A 16,121-nucleotide genomic window follows, 5' to 3' on the forward strand; every position below is an offset into this window, starting at 1 on the left:
GTCGTCCTCCGGACCGATCCGGTCAGACGACGGTGCGATAGGTGCTCTCGTCGGTGAGGAGGGTGAGCAGGTAGTGGGCGAGGTCGGCGCGGGAGATCGACCCGCCCTGGTAGTTGCCGGTCAGCGGGCCGTCGGTCAGCATCGGCGGGCGCACGACGGTCCAGTCGAGGTCGTGCGCCGCCGCCATGTCCCGTTCCATGCGCGCCATGTCGGCGTAGCCGTGCCGGTAGAGGCGCTGGATCACCAGCCGGGTGACGAGCCGCTGCCCCAGCGGGGTGTCCGGGGCGATCTCCAGTCCCGCCGACGACAGGCAGATGACGCGGCGCACCCCGCCGTCGCGCATCGCGGTCAGGATGTTGGCCGTGCCGTCCGAGTAGACGGTGGTGGGGTGGCGGCGGTCCGTGCTGCCCAGGCACGACAGCACGGCGTCCTGTCCCTTCACCTCCGTACGCCAGGGCTCGGGCGTCAGCGCGTCACCGATGATCACGGTCACCCGCTCGCGCTCGGGGACGCGGGCCGGGTCGCGCGCCACCACGGTGACCTCGTGCCCGGCGGCCAGCGCCTGCTCCACCACCTGCCGCCCAGTGCCTCCCGTCGCGCCGAAGACCATCAGCCTCATGACGCACCTGCCAGCGCGTGGACGACGCGGACGGCGATCTCGCGGTGGCCCGCAAGGTCGACGTGGACACCGTCGTCCAGGTAGAGGTCGTCGGAGAAACGGGTGTCCACGGTCGGCTCCGGCCGGTCCAGCAGATACTCGGCGATCCGGTCGAGGTCGGCGTTGGCCCAGCCGATCCCGGCGCGCTGGAAGTGCGGGAACTCGGCGACCTTCGCCTCGTTCACCGCGCTGGGGGTGAGCCAGATCCACGGCCGCTGGGCGAGGTCGTGCAGCAGGGCCAGGTTGCGTTCCGTCTCCGGCAGCCCGACCAGGGTCGGCGCGCCGGGCCCGACGCGCCGCGCGTCGTTGCCGCCGAGCATGCACAGCACCAGGTCGGGGCGGTGGAAGCCGAGCGAGGCCACCTGGCCGAGCGCCTGCGTGGTGGTGCTGCCGGTGACGGCCAGGTTGGTGAACCGGACGCCGTCGTCCGGCCGCCGCAGCGTCACCGCGTGGCGCAGGATCTCGAACCACGACAGCCGGTCGGCCGTGGTGCTCTCGCCGACGGCGACCACGTGACCCTTCAGCGGCAGGCGGTCGACGGCGTGGGCGAACCCCCGGTCCGCGAGCAGTTCCTCGGCTGCCTGCCGTACCTGCTGGTCGAGGTCGGCGAGCATCGCGCGGTAGGCGTCGCCGTCCAGGCCGAAGATGGCCGCGATGCGGGTGTCGTCCGCCCCCACCAGGTACGGCAGGGCGGTGTCCGGCCGTTGGAACCGGACCAGCTTCTCGATCATCCGGACACCCGCCCGCCGGTCAGGTCGAGCGTCGCGCCGGTCACCCAGGACGAGGCCGGCGAGGCCAGGTAGAGCACGGCCTGCGCGACGTCGTCCGGGTCGCCGATGCGGCCGAGCGGGAACGCCGACGAGAGGTGCAGGAGCCGCTCGGCGGGCAGCGCCGCGAGCTTGTCGTTGAGCACGGCCGAGGGGGCCAGGCAGTTGACCCGTACCCCGTCGCCGCCGACCTCGGCGGCCAGGTGCTGGGCGAACATGACGACGCCCGCCTTGGCGGCCGCGTAGGCGGCGTTCGCGCCACCGGGGCGACGACCCGCCGTGGACGACATGAGGACGATCGACCCGCCCCTGCGCTCGATCATGCCGGGCAGGAACTCGTGGACCGTGAGGAACACCGAGGTCAGATCGGACTCAAGGACGGCCCGCCAGCGCGCGGGGTCGAGCCCGGCGGTCGGCGCGGGCGCGCCCTGCCCGCCGGCGAACGGGGCGAGGATGTCCACCGGCCCGAGCTCGCTCTCGACGCTCGCCCTGATGCGGGCCAGCGTGTCCTGGTCGGTCACGTCGCCGGGGGCGGCGAGCGCCGTCCCGCCCGCATCGGTGATCTCCTTCACGACGCGGTCGACCGCCGCGCCGTCGCGGCCGGTGACCGCGACCTTCACATCGTTGGCGGCCAGGGCCCGGCTGGTCGCCGCGCCGATGCCGCGCGAACCGCCGGTGACCAGGGCCACCTTCCCGTCGAGCCCTGGATATCGCGGCCATTCGGTTTCCACAGCACATCACTTCTCTCTAGTGAAAGGTTCACTCAAGTGAATCGTTCTCTGTGGAGTACAGTATGCGCCGTGACCGAATTCCGCAACGGGCCGATGGGCGTGGCGTTCCTGCTGGCACAGCTCGGCGCGCACGCAGCAGGACGGTTCTCGGAGCGGATCGGCGAGCTCGGGCTGTCCCCGTCCGACGTCGGGCTGCTGCGGATGATCGCCATGCAGCCCGGCCGCAGCCAGCAGTCACTGGCCGCCGACCTCGGCGTGGTGCCGAGCCGGGTCACCGCCCTGATCGACCCGCTGGACCGGGCCGGCCTGGTGGAGCGCAGGCGGTCCACCGGCGACCGGCGCAACTACGAACTGCACCTCACCCCGGACGCGGCGCGCGTCATGGAGGAGATCAGGAACACCGCGATGGCGCACGAGGCGGAGATCACCTCGGCCCTCGACCCCGACCAGCGCGGGCAGCTGATCACGCTGCTCAGCCTGATCGCCGCCGACCAGGGCCTCACGCCCGGCGTCCACCCCGGCTACCGCCGCTGATCCAAAACACCGTACACATGTTGCGCACACCGTTCCTCATGCGTACAGTGTTCGCAAGAAGGGCACGACGTGCGCAACTTGTGAAAGGTATTCCCCCATGAAACATCCCCGCCGCTGGCTGATCCTCGTCGTGCTCTGCCTCAGCACGCTGGTTCTGGTCGTCGACAACATGGCGCTGACCGTCGCGGTCCCCGCGCTGGCCGCCGACCTCGGCGCCACCCCGCAGGACGTCCAGTGGGTCCTGGAGTCCTACATGCTGGTCTTCGCCGGCCTGCTGCTCAGCTCGGGATCGCTGTCCGACAGGTACGGCAGGCGCAAGATCATGCTCATCGGGCTGGCGCTCTTCGGAGCCGCCTCCCTGGTCGCCACGCTGGCGAGCGACCCCGGCCAGCTGATCGCGGCCCGCGTGGCGATGGGCGTCGGTGGCGCGCTGGTCATGCCCAGCACCCTGTCGATCCTCATCACCGTCTTCGACGAGGACGAGCGGCGCAAGGCGATGGCCGTCTGGGGCGCCGTGTCCATGGTCGGCCTCATCGGCGGGCCCGTGCTCGGTGGCGCGCTGATCGCGTCCTTCGGCTGGGAGTCCGTGTTCCTGATCAACATCCCCATCGCGGCCCTCGCCATCGTCGCCGCCCTCGTGCTGATGCCCGAGTCGAAGGGCCCGTGGGTCAAGGCCGACCCGATCGGCGCCCTGCTGTCGATGGTCGGGATGTCCGCGCTGGTCTGGACGATCAACGAGCTCGCCCACGGCATCTCCTGGCCCGCCCTCGTCATCACCGTCGTCTCGCTGGCCGCGTTCGTCGCCTGGGAGCTGCGCACGCCGTACCCGATGGTTCCGCTCAAGCTCTTCCGCAACCGCGACTTCGCCGGTGGCAGCCTGTCGCTGACCCTGGTTCAGGTCGGTAACGGTGGCCTGATGCTGGTCCTCACCCAGTACCTGCAGTTCGTGCTCGGCTACACGCCGACGGAGGCGGGCCTGGCGTTCATCCCGATGGCGATCGCGTCGCTCATCTTCAACGGGGTCGGCGCCGGGCTGGGCGCCAAGCTCGGCAACCGGGCCACCGCGGTGCTCGGCATGGTCGTGATGGCCGGCGGGTTCGGGCTGATGTCCTTCTCCGACGGGTTCGTCATGGTGGCCGTGGCGCAGTTCGTGCTCGGTGCCGGTGGCGGTCTGGCGATGCCCACCGCGATCGCGGCGCTGATGGGCGCCATCCCGGCCGAGCAGGCCGGGGTCGGGTCGGCGCTGAACGACACCATCCAGCAGGCCGGCGCCGCCCTGGGCGTCGCGGCCCTCGGCAGCCTCGCGACGGGCGCGTTCACCTCGGCCATGCCGGCCGGTTCGCCGCGGTCCATCGCTGAGGCGATCGGTGTTCCCGCCCTGGCCGGGGCGGCTCGCGAGGCGTTCGAGTCGGCGATGTCGGTGGCCTTCCTCGGCGCGGCAGCCGGGGTGCTCGGCGCCGCCGTACTGGCCCTGATCCTGCTGCGGGGGCGGACCAAGGCCGAGGTCGCCGTCCTCGAGAACGCCTAGTCGTCGAGGAAGGCGTCGAGGGCCTCGGCTCGCTCTTCCAGGTCGGAAACGGCGAGGGGTGCCGTCAGGTGGGGGACCGCCTGGCGGCACTCTTGCGTGAAGTGGACGGTGCCGTCGTCGTCGATGCGTTCCACGCCGTCGCCGCGGGCGTGGTGCTCGTTGAAGGCGATCGCCTCCGCCCGGTCGAGGCCCGGGGGCAGGTCGAGGGTGACCGTACCGCGCTCGATCAGCACGGGGTAGCCGCCGGGCAGCCCGCCCGGCGAGGCGGTCGACCAGCGCAGCGGCGCGGCTCCCGGGAGGAGCGCGTGCAGCACGGGGATCGCGGCCGCAGCCGTCACGTGGTTGTAGCGGATGCCCGGGGCCAGCGGCGGCGCCTGGTAGGCGAGCTCGTCGGCGCGCCGCCCGTCCTCGCCCAGGTAGACGCGGACCGGCTCGGCCGGTTCCCTGGCCTGCATGACGTCGAAGACCTGGGAGTGGTGGGCGAGCACCCGGATCAACGGCCGAGGAGCGCTGAGGGCGGAGCGGACGCGGAGCTGGATCATCGCGGCGTTGCCCAGCCCGAGGGTCGGGGCCAGGCCCAGGGCGGCGAGAACGGGGCCGGTCACGTCGGGGAACGACAGGTTGGCGACCGGGCCGGTGTACCCGGCGTCCCTGGTGGCCCGCATGACCGCAAGGGGGACGGGGAGCTGGTACGGCAGCCGCAGCGCCAGCCCCGCCCTGGCGACGGCGAGCGCAGCGGCGTCCTCGCGGCCCGCCATCGCCCACGGCCCGCGCACGGCCGCGCACTGGATCACCAGGTCCGGCCTCGTGCGGTCGATCAGCTCGGCCACCTGCTCCCTGCTGGTGGCGTCGACCTTCGCCGCCTCGACCAGGCACTCGGAGGTGCTGGCCACGGCCGCCGCGACCTCGTCCACGGTGGAGCGCCCGGCCAGGACCAGGCGGCGGACGTGCCCGCCCTCCCCGAGGCGACCGGCCAGCCGCTCGCCCATGTCGCCCATGCCGATGATCAGTACGGTGCTCATCTCCGCGCTCCTCCGTCGGGTGACACATCCAGCTCGCGATACAGGCGGGCGGCCTCTTCCAGGTGCGGGCGGCCGGCATCGGGGTCGTCGAGCGCGCGGGCCAGGCCCTCGTGGGCGCGCGCCTGTTCGAGCCTGATGCACAGCTCGCGCGCCAGCGTGAGGGACCGGTCGTACCAGTCGGCGGCCTCGTCGAGGGAGCCCGCGCGCAGGGCGGCGTCGCCGAGGTTCCTGAGCGTCTCCACCTCGCCGTCCCTGCTGCCGACCTCGCGGTGCAGCTCCAGCGCCTGCCGGAGCAGGGGGACGTCCTCCTCGGCCACGCCCAGGTTGTTCAGGGCCCACGCCTCGCCCTCCGGGTGGCCCATGCGCCGGTGCAGGTCGAGCGCCTGCCTGTGGTAGCCGGCGGCCCGCGCGTGGTCGCCCAGCCGCTCGTGGACGAGCCCGAGGTTGTTCAGCGCCCACCCCTCGCCCTCGGCGTTCCCTGTGCTCCGGTGCAGGTCCAGGGCCTGCTGGTAGCGCGTGAGTGCCTCGTCGTACTCGTGGTGCAGCAGGTGGAGGTTGCCCAGGTTGTTCAGCGCCGTCGCCTCGCCCGCCGGGTCCCCCAGCTCGCGGAACAGCTCCAGCGCCTGCCGGGCCTCGGCCGCCGCCTCCGCGTAACGGCCCTTGCGCCAGTTGGCCACGCCCAGGTTGGTGAGCGCGGTGGCCTCCGCCGCCCGGTCACCCTGCTCGCGGGACTGCTCAAGGGCCCGCGCGTGCAGGACCTGCGCCTCAGCGTGGTGGGCGCGTTCGTAGAGGTACCAGGACAGGGTGGCCGACATCTGTCCGGTGTACGGCCCGGCAGCCGCGATGAGGTTGGCACGTTCCGCGTCCAGCCACGCGATCGCCTCGGCCGCGTCGCGGAAGGACCTCGTGGCGGCGGTGTGCGGCCGGTGCCCGGCCCCCTGCGGGTGGTACAGGTCGACGGCCGCCGACGCGACGTCCAGATAGTGGCGGGCCAGCCGTTCCAGCGCGGCCGCCGAGTCCACCGGGGCGTCCGAGCGGGCGAACTCGCGCAGCAGGTCGTGGAAGGTGTAGCGGCCGGGCTCGTGCTGGAGCAGCATGTGGGCGTCCAGGAGGTCCTCCAGCAGGGCCTCCGCCCGGTCCAGCGGCAGGTCGGCCAGCGCCGACGCTGCGTACGGGTCGAAGTCGCCGCCCGGGTGCAGGCCGAGCAGCAGGAACATGCGTTGCTGCGCCGGGTTCAGCTGCTGGTAGGACAGCCCGAACGCGGCGGCGACGCCCCGGTCCGCCGTGGCCAGCTCGTTCAGCCGCCTGGGCTGGTCACGCAGCCGGTCGGCCAGGTAGGCGACCGTCCATCGTGGCCGGTGGCGCAGCCTGGCGGCGGTGATCCGTACGGCCAGCGGCAGGAAGCCGCACATCCGCAGCACGTCCAGCACCGCGTCAGGCTCGGCGAGCGCCCGCTCCCCCACGACTGCGGTGAACAGCGCCACCGCGTCCTCAGCGGGCAGCGCCTCCATCGACAGGGCGCGGGTGCCGTCGAGGTCGACGAGCCGCTGGCGGCTGGTGATCAGCACCAGCGTGCCGGGCGTGCCGGGAAGCAGCGGGCGGACGTGGTCCGTACCCGCCGCGTTGTCCAGGACGACGAGGACCCGGCGCCCGGCCAGCGCGGACCGCCACAGCGCGGTTCGCTCGGCGCCTGCCATGCCGATGCGGTCGGCGGGCACGCCGAGCTGGCCGAGCAGGATCTCCAGCGCGGTGTCCGGATCGACCGGCGCCTGGCCCGCGGTGTGGCCGTGCAGGTCGACGAAGAGCCGCCCGTCGGGGAAGCTCCCGGCCAGCAGGTGCGCCGCGTGCACGGCCAGCGTGGTCTTGCCGATACCGGCCATGCCGTCGATCGCCCACACGGACGCGGCCTCGGCCAGCTCCCGCAGCTCCACCGCCCGCCCGGTGAAGTCGGGGATGTCGTAGGGCAGGAAGGACTTCGCCGTCGTGGTCTCGCCGCGCAGGATCGACTGCTCCAGCGCCAGGAAGCTCCTGCTCGGGTCGAGCCCCTGCTCCTCTGCCAGCACGGTGCGGAAGGCGCGGGCGACGGCGAGCGCGTCGGCCTGCCGGTCGCTGCGGTGCAGCGCCGTCATCAGCTGCCCGGACAGCCGCTCGCGCAGCGGGTGCGCGGCCACCTCGGCCTGCAGTTCCTCGATGAGCTGCGCGTGCCTGCCACGTGACAGCTCGCTCTCCGCCAGCCGCTCGACGGTGGCCAGCCGCCGCTCCTCCAGCCGGGTGCGGGCCTCGTCCACGTAGTCGGCGTTCACCTCGGCCAGCGCCTCCCCCTGCCACAGCGACAGCGCGGAACGCAGCTCGCCCTCGTTGACCAGGCGGTTGAACTCCTCCAGGTCGAGCTGCCCGGGTTCCGGCCTGACCACGTACCCGGCCGGCGTGGTCTCCAGGAGCTGCCCGCCACCGGACGCCCGCAGCACCTGGCGGATGGCCGCGATGGCCGCGTGGATCTGGGCTCTGGCCGTGTCGGGTGGGGTCGCGCCCCACATGGCGCCGATGAGCCGCTCGGTGCTGATCACCGTCCTGGCGTGGAGCAGCAGGTAGGCCAGGACCGCCCGGTGGCGCGGCGCGGCCCCCTGGACCTGCTGCCCGTCCACCGAGATGGTCACCGGACCCAGGAGCGTCAAACGCAGACTCAACCATTCCTCCGCAGCTCAGACGCCCTATATGTGCCCTATGTGGGAATCCATGGCGAACCTATCAAGACCCTGCCACATGCTCTGTCTCGCCCCGGTCACCCGCTGACGAACAGGACTCCCCATGAGTGACCTCAAGATTCTCGCTATTTCCGGCAGCCTGCGTGCCGACTCGCACAACACCGCCCTGCTGCGGGCGGCCAGGAAGTTCAACCCCGGCGGCCTCGACATCGAGATCTACGAGGGTCTGCGCGACCTCCCGCCCTACGACATGGACTTCGACACCCCGCACAACCGCCCCGCCCTCGTGCAGGACCTGCGCGACCGGGTCACCCGTGCGGACGGCCTGCTGATCGCCACTCCCGAGTTCAACTACTCCATCCCCGGCACGCTCAAGAACGCCATCGACTGGATCAGCACCGACTGGACCAAGACCGAGGGCCTCCCCCTGCTGCACAAGCCGATCGCGATCATGGGCGCCGCGCCCACCAACTTCGGGTCCGTCCGCGCCCAGCTCGCGCTGCGCCAGGTGTTCCTCTGGACCCACTCCGACGTCGTGGTCAAGCCCGAGGTGATCGCCTTCCGCTCCGGCGAGCGGTTCGACGCCGAGGGCAACCTGATCGACGACGCGACGGCAGAGCTCATCGCGGGCCTGCTCACCGCGCTCAAGGAAAAGATCCTCCGGTGACCCGCACGGCCAACGCGGCGCTGGCCGCGATGACGATCTCCTTCGGGCTCAACTTCTCCATGGGCGTGTTCTTCGCGCCCACCGCCGCCGCCTACGGGGTCAGCGCCACCGCGCTCTCGGTGGCCGCGGCGCTCAGCACGGCGCTGACCGGCCTGGTCCAGCTCCGCATCGGCGCGCTCCTCGACCGGGTCGGCGCGCGGGCGGTGCTGGCCGTCGGGCTGATCCTGACGTCGGGCAGCTACCTGGTCCTGTCGGTGGTCCAGCAGACCTGGGAGTTCGTCGCCGCCTACATGGTGCTCGGCGGGCTGGGCTTCGCCGCCTCCTCCAGTCTCACGATCACCACCCTGATCTCCCGCTCGTACGGCTCGCAGGCCGGTCCCAAGCTCGCCAGAGCCTCGATCGGCATCAACCTGGGCCAGGTGCTCGTGCCGTGGGCGGCGACCGCCCTGTTCGAGCCGGTCGGCGTCCGCGGCGCCTACGCGGTGCTCGGGGTCGCGGGCCTGGTCGTCACGCTGATCCTGTGGTTCGCAGTGCCGCAGGACCGCGTCACGGGCGCTGGTCCGGCCCGCGGCGAGTCGCTGGCCGGGCGCATGCGGGTGCTGGTGTCGTTCGGCCTGCACGCGGCGACCATGTACGTCGTCGTGCTCATGCTGCCCAGGCACGCCCTGGAGACCGGCTGGTCGGTCGTCGGCGCGGGCCGGCTGGTCGCCGTGGTCGCGATCTCCGCCGGGCTCACCTCGGCGCTGGTCGCCAGGCTGCTGCGGACGCACAAGCCGGAGCGGCTCCTGTTCGTCCTGTACGGCCTGCGCGCGCTCGCCCTGGTGCTGGCCGTCGCCGTCCCGGGACCTGAGGTGCTCTGGGTCGTGGCCGTGCTGTTCGGCGCCGCGTCCTTCCCGATGATCCCGCTGACCATGGCGGTCATGTCCCGCGGGCTCGACCCGGCCAGGATCGGCAGGACCCTCGCCCCCGCCTGGGTCACCCACCAGCTCGCCGCGGCCGTCGGGCTCGGCGTGGCGGCGGCGCTGCACGCGCTGACCGACAGCTACCGCGGCTACTTCGCGCTGGGTGTGGCCTTCAGCGTCGCGGCGGCCGTCCTCATCTTCCGCAAGGAGAAGACCCTTGTCCCTGCCTGAGATCCCCGACACCCGCCTGGTGGCCGAGGCCACCGACCTCGTACGGCAGGCAGCGCCGCCGCTCATCTACCACCACTCCCGCCGCGTCTACTACTGGGGCGCGCTCCGCGGGCAGCGCGACGGCCTGCCGTACGACCCGGAGATCCTCTACGTCGGGGCGCTGTTCCACGACCTCGGCCTGGTGCCCTCGTTCCGCACCGAGCGGCGCTTCGAGATCGACGGGGCGGACGAGGCGCGCAGGTTCCTGCTCACCCACGGCCTCGCCCCCGAGGTGGCGCAGCTCGCCTGGACCGGCATCGCGCTGCACACCACGCCGGAGATCCCCCTGCACATGGCGCCGGAGATCGCGCTGGTGACCAGGGGTGTCGAGCTGGACGTGCTCGGCCTCGGCTACGACACGGTCACCGAGGAGCAGCGCGCGGCCGTGGTCGAGCAGCACCCGCGCCCCGACTTCAAGCGGCAGATCCTGGCCGCCTTCACCGACGGCGTCAAGGACCGCCCCGACACCACATTCGGCAACGTCAAGGCCGACGTGCTCGCCCACTTCGTCCCCGGCTTCCGCCGCGGCGACTTCGTCGAGGTCATCCAGACCTCTCCTTGGAAGGAATAGTCATGACCGTTACGCACCACACCATCGAGATCCAGGGCCAGAAGATCTTCTACCGCGAGGCGGGCGACCCGGCCAGGCCCACGCTGGTCCTGCTGCACGGCTTCCCGACCAGCTCGGCCATGTTCCGCAACCTGCTGCGCGACCTGGGCGACTCCTACCACCTGATCGCCCCCGACCACCTGGGCTTCGGCCAGTCGGCCGCTCCCACGGTCGAGGAGTTCGACTACAGCTTCGAGGCGCTCACCTCGATCACCCTGGAACTGCTCGACACGCTCGGCATCGACAGGTTCGCCCTCTACATCCAGGACTACGGCGCCCCGATCGGCCTGCGCATCGCCTCGCGCAACCCCTCCCGGGTGACCGCGCTGATCACGCAGAGCGGCAACGCCTACCTCGAAGGCTTCACCCCGTTCTGGGAGACGCTGTTCGCGCACGCCGAGGACCGTGTCACGCACGAGCCCGCCGTACGCAAGCTTCTGGAGGCCGACGCCACGCAGTGGCAGTACACGCACGGCGTGCCCGCCGACCGCCTCGAACTGGTCAGCCCCGACACCTGGACGCTCGACCAGGCCTACCTCGACCGGCCGGGCAACAAGGAGATCCAGCTCCAGCTCTTCTTCGACTACAAGGTCAACCTCGCCGGCTACCCGGCCTTCCAGGAGTATTTCCGCGCCTACCAGCCGCCGACCCTCATCACCTGGGGACAGAACGACGAGATCTTCGCCGCCGACGGCGCCAAGGCCTACCTGCGCGACCTGCCGGAGGCGGAGCTCCACCTGCTCGACGCCGGACACTTCGCCCTGGAGACGCACGGCGCCGAGATCGCCGGGCTGATCCGCGACTTCCTCGGGCGCAAGGTCGGCTGATGCGCCTGCTGCTGGTGTGCGGCAGCCTCATGGCGGGGTCGGTCAACGAAGCAGCGCTCAGGACCGCGACGCACGTGGTGCCCGAGGGTGTGGAGACCGACCTCTACCGGGGGCTGGCCGCCCTGCCCCACTTCAACCCCGACCACGACCACGATCCGCTCCCGCACGGCGTCGCCGACCTGCGGGCGCGGATCGCGCTGGCCGACGCGCTGCTGTTCTGCACCCCGGAGTACGCCGGGGCGCTGCCGGGACCGTTCAAGAACCTCCTGGACTGGACGGTCGGCGGCGTCGAGATCGGCGGCAAGCCCACCGGCTGGATCAACGTCTCCACCGCCTCCACCGGCGCGCTGCCCGCGCACGACTCGCTGCGCCGCGTGCTCAGCTACACCGGCGCGAAGCTCGTCGAGGAGGCGTGCGCGCACCTGCCGCTGCCGCGCCACCTCGTCGGCCCCGACGGCCTGGTCACCGACCCCGCGTTCCGCCGCGAGCTGGCTCTCCGGCTCGTGGCCCTCACCGCCTAAGGAGTAGTGCGATGTCGCGTCCCCCGCTTCCCCCCTTCACCGCAGAGACGGCCGCGCTCAAGGTGCAGCTCGCCGAGGACGCCTGGAACACCCGCGACCCGGAGCGGGTGTCCCTGGCGTACAGCCCGGACTCGGTCTGGCGGAACCGCTCGGAGTTCCTCACCGGCCGTGAGGAGATCCGCGCGTTCCTGACCGACAAGTGGGCCAAGGAGAACGGCTACGCGCTGCGCAAGCAGCTGTGGGCGTTCACCGACGACCGCATCGCGGTGCGCTTCCAGTACGAGTGGCACGACGAGGCCGGCCAGTGGTGGCGCTCGCACGGCAACGAGCTGTGGGCGTTCGACGCCGACGGGCTGATGACCCGCCGCGAGGCGAGTATCAACGACGTGCCCATCGACGAATCAGAGCGCAGCATCTTCATTCGACAGCCCCACGCTGGGTGAGCAGGTCCTGGTACCAGGTGTCGTAGGGGTGGTTGGTCGCCGGGTAGTTCGCCAGCGGGTCCGTGGCGTCGCCCGCCGAGTCGAAGTCCCAGCCGCGCACGAGCCGCCCCGCCTGGCGGGCCGCGGTGATGAACCCGGACTCGCCGGCCGGGGCCGCGTAGAACAGCGCGCCCTGCTGGAGCTCCGCGCTGTTGCCCTGCTGGAACTCGTCGAAGGCGGTCTGCTGGTAGCGGATCCGGTCGCCGGCGAACCGGTCGGTGTCCACCCGCAGGGTCTGCGACGGGGTCGGGCCGTCTGCGCCCGTCCACACGTGCACGCGGGACGTGCCGCTGGTCGAGGTGGTCTTGTCGTAGCGGGCGTCGGAGGTCTTGGCGTTGCCGCTCCACGCGACGGACATCCCGTTGAGCGTGCCGTTCCAGGTCCAGTTCTGGCTGTTGTTCTGGCTGCGGTGGATCTCGCGCACGTGGGTGGCGTCGGTGAACCTGACCGTGGGCAGGACGCCGTTGTCGTACTGGCTGCTGGCCGACCAGGTGATCTCGCCGTCCTGGTTGACGTGTCCGGCGTGGGACCAGAGGGTGGTCGCGTTCTGGGACTGGTGGACCTCGACCAGGTCGCCGTTGTCGTTCAGCGTGACGGCCGGGGTGATGCCGGTGTCGTACCTGCCGTGGCGCAGCCAGGTCACGCGGCCGTCCGCGCCGTACTGGCCGGTCCAGTACCAGAGCACGCCGGCGCCTGAGTCGTGCACCTCGACGACCTGGCCGCTGCTGTTGATCGCCACGGCTGGGTTGGAGCCGATGTCGCGCTTGTACAGGGTGCGGGTCTTGCCGTCGCCGGACAGCAGCGGGAGCACCCGTCCGCGTAGCTGGTCGACGGTCGGCGGGGTCGCCGGGTAGTCCTTGGCGCGGTAGAGGCGGGGGCCGAACGCGGCGGTGAGCTCGTCGTTGAGTGCGGCCAGGTTGCCTGCGGCGTACGAGGTGTTGTCGGTCAGGTCGTCCTTGATGTCGAGGGCGACGACGATCGGGGCTGCCGCTGGGTGTTGCGCGGACCAGCCGTCGATGACATCGAGCCAGTCGCGGAGGAGGTTGGAGGCGGGGTTTCCGCTGTGGTCGACCTGGTGGCCCGGGGAGTCGTGGCCGATGGAGTAGTCGTGGTTGGTCGCGTAGCCGTTGTCGTGGATGTCGAGTTCGAGGAAGCGGATGCCGTGGTCGAGTTGGTAGGCGATCGAGTTCTTGGCGCCGGCGACGTTGCCCGAGTAGCTGTTGTGCGTGGCGCGGAAGATCGCCGAGGGTAACGGCTGGTCCGCCGTGGCTTCGGCGGTTCCGCTGGTCAGCAGGGCGGTCGTGGCGGCGACGAGTATGGACAGGGTGGCTCTTGATCGGAGCATTCCCTGATCTTCACATCGCGCTCACGATCCTGACAATGCGTCTGTCAGACAGGGCGGGTGCCGCTGCCGGGGATGACCACGGTGCCGCAGGCTTCGCACCGCAGGGCGTCGACGCTCTGGTACCCGAAACCGCGGGTCAGCCGGACGCCGCCGAGATCGCCCAGGAGGCCTACCCGCTTCTTGAACTTCACACCGGGAGACCGTCCCACGACGACGCCCGCTTCCATCACGCTCGCGCAGAGGGGGCAGGGCAGCGCTGCATCCGTCACGGGGTTGATCGTATGTCGAGGACGGCCCGGAACCCACGCCCGGCCCATCCCTCGAGAACGCCCACACCCCTTGGGACGGTCACCCCCATAAGGGGTCCGCCCCGCGAGGACGGCCCCGACCCCTGAGGGTGGATCACGCCCAAAGGGGGTCCGCCCCACGAGAGCGCCCGCCCCGCGAAAGGGCCCACCCCGTGAGGGTGGATCACCCCGTGAGGGTCGGTCGTTTTAGGGGGTCGGTCGTTTTCGGAGGTCGGTCGTTTTCGGGGGTCGATCGTTTCGAGGGGGTTATCCGTAAGGGGCGGTTTCGAGGGGTTGGCGTGGGTGGGTTAGCGGTGGCGGACCTTGAGGCTGCCGTAGCCCAGGCGGCCGGTGAGCCGCACGTGGACCCCCGCCGGAGCGCTACGCCTGGCGGGACGGTAGGTGGAGCGCCCCCACTCCGTCGCCACCCGGTCGATGTCGACAGTCGCCCCCGCCGGTAACCAGATCCGCACCGACCCGTACCGAAGCTGCAGGTCGATCTCGATCACCCCATGCTCGATGATCGCCCGAGACAGATCCAGCTCCGCCCCGCCGTACTCCGACTCGATCCTCACCCGCCGCGGCACCCGCCACCCCTCACCCCGCTTGAGGCTCCCCCCGGTGGAGACCAGCCGCACAGGTTCGTCCACATAAGGGACGGACAGGTCCGCCAAAACGGGGGCGAGCTGGGAATGGGTCCTGGCGACGAGCGCCCGTTCGATGCGCTCCTCCATCTCCTCCTGCCCGAGCCGCCCGTCCGCGAAGGCCTGCTGGAGCCGGTGGAGGGCCGCATTGCGGTCCTCATCCGAGGCGCGTGGCTGAACATCCTTCTCCATGGCACCATCATGGCACCAAAATGACGTCACCGGGCAGGGCAGAACCGAGTTTCGTAGAGATCGGTGAACGTCCCGAAGAAGTCGTTCCAGTCGCCGTTCAGGTTGCTCACCATCATGTGCGCCCCGCGCCGGTCACCCATGGCGTACGACATCGAGCCCTGGATGTACCCGCCGCCACCCCACAACGTGACGCCACAGGAGAGCTTCTGGGAGTAGACGCCCAGGCCGTACCTGGTGTTCGACACCCAGTCCGCCCCCTCGGTCGAGACGGTGGTGAACATCTCCTTCTGCTGCGCTGGCGCCAGCAACCGGCCACCCAGCAGCGCGCCGAGGAACCTGTGCAGGTCGGACGTCGTGGACACCATCCCGCCTGCGGCCCACGCCCAGCTGAGGTCGGCGTCGGTGACGTCGTGGACCGTCCCGTCGCCCGCCTTGGTGTAGTGCCGCGCGTACGGCTCGCGCGGCGTCTGGACCGCGCCGGGCATGTACGTGCCCGCCAGGTGCAGCGGCCGGGCGATCCTGCGGTCGATCTCGTCGGCGAGGGTCGCCCCGGACGCCTTCTCGATGATCAGCCCGGCGAGGTTGTAGTTGACCTTGGAGTAGATGAAGCGTTTCCCCGGGGTCTCGGGCGCGGGCGGCTCCTGGCCGGGGAGCGCGTCGGGCAGGCCGCTGGTGTGGTTGAGCAGCTGCCTGATAATGATCTTGGTGCCGTCGGCGCCGGGAATGTACTTCTCGACGATGCCGGGCAGCCAGGTGGCGACCGTGTCGTCCAGGCTCAGCTTGCGTTCCGCAGCGAGCTGCAGCACGACCGTGCCGGTGAACGCCTTGGTGAAGCTGCCGATCCTGAAGTGCTCGCCCGGCTTGCGCCTGGCGCCCGTCTTCATGTCGGCGACGCCTGCCGTACCGAACCAGGGCGCCCGGCCCGCGCCCCTGAGCTCCAGGACGATGCCGGGGCCGCCGCCACCAGCCACGGCCCGGTCGAGCGCGCGCTGCACACCGCCGTGGCCGGGCACGATCAGGGAGGCGGCGAGGAGGGTCACACCGAAGATTGTCATGCAAGCAACCGTAGTTGACTAATTCCGAGATAGTCAACCCGAGTTGCTAAGGATGCATCTGTACGGCAGGCCGGGCCGTACGTAGATTGAGAGTCATGTGTGATCTGAATTCCGAGGAAAGCCGTGACGTCGTCGAGGCCCTGAACGAGATCAGCACGCTGGCCGGGCAGCTCGGCACCCACTCCGCCTCCATCGAGCAGACCGCCTTCATGGACCACGAGAACCTGGCCGCCCTCCTGACCGACCTGCGCGACAGGACCGACAGGACCCTGGCCTGGGTGATCGCCAAACCCCAGCAACATCACGCCATGTGAGCCGTCACATCTTGCCTGCCCCATCCGTCAGGGGGGTGTAACCACACAGCAGGCAAGGAG

General features: G+C 71.1%; 18 protein-coding genes. 9 read left to right on the plus strand and 9 right to left on the minus strand.

What is annotated here, in order from left to right:
- Positions 1-22: 22 nt before the first annotated feature.
- From ACIBG8_RS49320 to ACIBG8_RS49330, 3 genes are read right to left on the minus strand one after another with little or no spacing between them, the layout of a single operon-like run.
- Complete coding sequence (locus ACIBG8_RS49320) at positions 23-619, minus strand: NAD(P)-dependent oxidoreductase (protein ID WP_397350271.1); 597 nt, start codon at positions 617-619, stop codon at positions 23-25.
- The gene (locus tag ACIBG8_RS49325; RefSeq protein WP_397350272.1) at positions 616-1,389 is read right to left on the minus strand and encodes an SGNH/GDSL hydrolase family protein; all 774 of its coding nucleotides are present in this window, start codon (positions 1,387-1,389) and stop codon (positions 616-618) included. Before ACIBG8_RS49325 ends, ACIBG8_RS49320 begins: the two co-directional genes overlap by 4 nt.
- Positions 1,386-2,156, minus strand: coding sequence for an SDR family NAD(P)-dependent oxidoreductase (locus ACIBG8_RS49330; RefSeq protein ID WP_397350273.1), 771 nt, complete (start codon positions 2,154-2,156; stop codon positions 1,386-1,388). Before ACIBG8_RS49330 ends, ACIBG8_RS49325 begins: the two co-directional genes overlap by 4 nt.
- Before the next feature lie 69 nt (positions 2,157-2,225).
- Here ACIBG8_RS49330 and ACIBG8_RS49335 point away from each other — a divergent pair, with 69 nt between their 5' ends.
- Positions 2,226-2,690 carry a MarR family winged helix-turn-helix transcriptional regulator gene (locus tag ACIBG8_RS49335; protein ID WP_397350274.1) on the plus strand — a complete coding sequence of 155 codons (465 nt, stop codon included), beginning with the start codon at positions 2,226-2,228 and terminating at the stop codon, positions 2,688-2,690.
- A 97-nt stretch (positions 2,691-2,787) separates the two neighbouring features.
- Positions 2,788-4,218 (plus strand): MFS transporter, encoded by a 1,431-nt coding sequence (locus tag ACIBG8_RS49340; RefSeq protein ID WP_397350275.1) that lies wholly within the window; start codon positions 2,788-2,790, stop codon positions 4,216-4,218.
- On the opposite strand, the gene ACIBG8_RS49345 is transcribed toward ACIBG8_RS49340, so the two are convergent.
- Entirely contained in the window at positions 4,215-5,240 is a 1,026-nt protein-coding gene (locus ACIBG8_RS49345; protein ID WP_397350276.1) for a KR domain-containing protein, read from the minus strand. The two genes, ACIBG8_RS49340 and ACIBG8_RS49345, sit on opposite strands and share 4 nt — an antisense overlap.
- Positions 5,237-7,927: a BTAD domain-containing putative transcriptional regulator gene (locus ACIBG8_RS49350; protein ID WP_397350277.1), complete on the minus strand. Its 2,691-nt coding sequence runs from the start codon at positions 7,925-7,927 to the stop codon at positions 5,237-5,239. The genes ACIBG8_RS49345 and ACIBG8_RS49350 overlap by 4 nt, the downstream gene beginning before the upstream one ends.
- A gap of 121 nt (positions 7,928-8,048) precedes the next feature.
- On the opposite strand from ACIBG8_RS49350, the gene ACIBG8_RS49355 reads away from it, so the two are divergent.
- The 6 genes from ACIBG8_RS49355 to ACIBG8_RS49380 are packed head-to-tail and all read left to right on the plus strand — an operon-like array spanning position 8,049 to position 12,185.
- Positions 8,049-8,612, plus strand: coding sequence for an NADPH-dependent FMN reductase (locus ACIBG8_RS49355; RefSeq protein ID WP_397350278.1), 564 nt, complete (start codon positions 8,049-8,051; stop codon positions 8,610-8,612).
- The gene (locus tag ACIBG8_RS49360) at positions 8,609-9,745 is read left to right on the plus strand and encodes an MFS transporter (protein WP_397350279.1); all 1,137 of its coding nucleotides are present in this window, start codon (positions 8,609-8,611) and stop codon (positions 9,743-9,745) included. Before ACIBG8_RS49355 ends, ACIBG8_RS49360 begins: the two co-directional genes overlap by 4 nt.
- A complete protein-coding gene (locus ACIBG8_RS49365; protein WP_397350280.1) occupies positions 9,732-10,355 on the plus strand; it encodes an HD domain-containing protein in 624 nt (207 codons plus the stop codon). Before ACIBG8_RS49360 ends, ACIBG8_RS49365 begins: the two co-directional genes overlap by 14 nt.
- Before the next feature lie 2 nt (positions 10,356-10,357).
- Complete coding sequence (locus ACIBG8_RS49370; protein ID WP_397350281.1) at positions 10,358-11,221, plus strand: alpha/beta fold hydrolase; 864 nt, start codon at positions 10,358-10,360, stop codon at positions 11,219-11,221.
- Complete coding sequence (locus ACIBG8_RS49375; protein ID WP_397350282.1) at positions 11,221-11,742, plus strand: NADPH-dependent FMN reductase; 522 nt, start codon at positions 11,221-11,223, stop codon at positions 11,740-11,742. Before ACIBG8_RS49370 ends, ACIBG8_RS49375 begins: the two co-directional genes overlap by 1 nt.
- Positions 11,743-11,753: 11 nt before the next feature.
- Positions 11,754-12,185, plus strand: coding sequence for a nuclear transport factor 2 family protein (locus ACIBG8_RS49380; protein WP_397350283.1), 432 nt, complete (start codon positions 11,754-11,756; stop codon positions 12,183-12,185).
- On the opposite strand, the gene ACIBG8_RS49385 is transcribed toward ACIBG8_RS49380, so the two are convergent.
- The 4 genes from ACIBG8_RS49385 to ACIBG8_RS49400 form a co-directional block, all read right to left on the minus strand.
- Positions 12,160-13,569 (minus strand): hypothetical protein, encoded by a 1,410-nt coding sequence (locus tag ACIBG8_RS49385; protein WP_397350284.1) that lies wholly within the window; start codon positions 13,567-13,569, stop codon positions 12,160-12,162. The two genes, ACIBG8_RS49380 and ACIBG8_RS49385, sit on opposite strands and share 26 nt — an antisense overlap.
- A gap of 44 nt (positions 13,570-13,613) precedes the next feature.
- The gene (locus ACIBG8_RS49390) at positions 13,614-13,838 is read right to left on the minus strand and encodes a PF20097 family protein (protein ID WP_397350285.1); all 225 of its coding nucleotides are present in this window, start codon (positions 13,836-13,838) and stop codon (positions 13,614-13,616) included.
- A gap of 326 nt (positions 13,839-14,164) precedes the next feature.
- Positions 14,165-14,692: a DUF1707 domain-containing protein gene (locus ACIBG8_RS49395; protein ID WP_397350286.1), complete on the minus strand. Its 528-nt coding sequence runs from the start codon at positions 14,690-14,692 to the stop codon at positions 14,165-14,167.
- Positions 14,693-14,718: 26 nt separating this feature from the next.
- Positions 14,719-15,747, minus strand: coding sequence for a serine hydrolase domain-containing protein (locus tag ACIBG8_RS49400; protein WP_397350287.1), 1,029 nt, complete (start codon positions 15,745-15,747; stop codon positions 14,719-14,721).
- 95 nt (positions 15,748-15,842) lie between these two features.
- Between ACIBG8_RS49400 and ACIBG8_RS49405 the strand changes: the two genes are divergently transcribed.
- Positions 15,843-16,061 (plus strand): hypothetical protein, encoded by a 219-nt coding sequence (locus ACIBG8_RS49405; protein ID WP_397350288.1) that lies wholly within the window; start codon positions 15,843-15,845, stop codon positions 16,059-16,061.
- Positions 16,062-16,121 lie beyond the last annotated feature (60 nt).

This window comes from Nonomuraea sp. NPDC050556 (assembly GCF_044457355.1).
In the GTDB taxonomy this organism is placed as follows: domain Bacteria; phylum Actinomycetota; class Actinomycetes; order Streptosporangiales; family Streptosporangiaceae; genus Nonomuraea.

What these genes read in the sequence shown, in the direction of transcription:
- ACIBG8_RS49395 (WP_397350286.1), bottom strand. Translation starts at nt 14,692, where the DNA reads ATGGAGAAGGATGTTCAGCCACGCGCCTCGGATGAGGACCGCAATGCG.
- ACIBG8_RS49370 (WP_397350281.1), top strand. Translation starts at nt 10,358, where the DNA reads ATGACCGTTACGCACCACACCATCGAGATCCAGGGCCAGAAGATCTTC.
- ACIBG8_RS49355 (WP_397350278.1), top strand. Translation starts at nt 8,049, where the DNA reads ATGAGTGACCTCAAGATTCTCGCTATTTCCGGCAGCCTGCGTGCCGAC.
- ACIBG8_RS49320 (WP_397350271.1), bottom strand. Translation starts at nt 619, where the DNA reads ATGAGGCTGATGGTCTTCGGCGCGACGGGAGGCACTGGGCGGCAGGTG.
- ACIBG8_RS49325 (WP_397350272.1), bottom strand. Translation starts at nt 1,389, where the DNA reads ATGATCGAGAAGCTGGTCCGGTTCCAACGGCCGGACACCGCCCTGCCG.
- ACIBG8_RS49345 (WP_397350276.1), bottom strand. Translation starts at nt 5,240, where the DNA reads ATGAGCACCGTACTGATCATCGGCATGGGCGACATGGGCGAGCGGCTG.
- ACIBG8_RS49380 (WP_397350283.1), top strand. Translation starts at nt 11,754, where the DNA reads ATGTCGCGTCCCCCGCTTCCCCCCTTCACCGCAGAGACGGCCGCGCTC.
- ACIBG8_RS49400 (WP_397350287.1), bottom strand. Translation starts at nt 15,747, where the DNA reads ATGACAATCTTCGGTGTGACCCTCCTCGCCGCCTCCCTGATCGTGCCC.
- ACIBG8_RS49405 (WP_397350288.1), top strand. Translation starts at nt 15,843, where the DNA reads ATGTGTGATCTGAATTCCGAGGAAAGCCGTGACGTCGTCGAGGCCCTG.
- ACIBG8_RS49385 (WP_397350284.1), bottom strand. Translation starts at nt 13,569, where the DNA reads ATGCTCCGATCAAGAGCCACCCTGTCCATACTCGTCGCCGCCACGACC.
- ACIBG8_RS49340 (WP_397350275.1), top strand. Translation starts at nt 2,788, where the DNA reads ATGAAACATCCCCGCCGCTGGCTGATCCTCGTCGTGCTCTGCCTCAGC.
- ACIBG8_RS49375 (WP_397350282.1), top strand. Translation starts at nt 11,221, where the DNA reads ATGCGCCTGCTGCTGGTGTGCGGCAGCCTCATGGCGGGGTCGGTCAAC.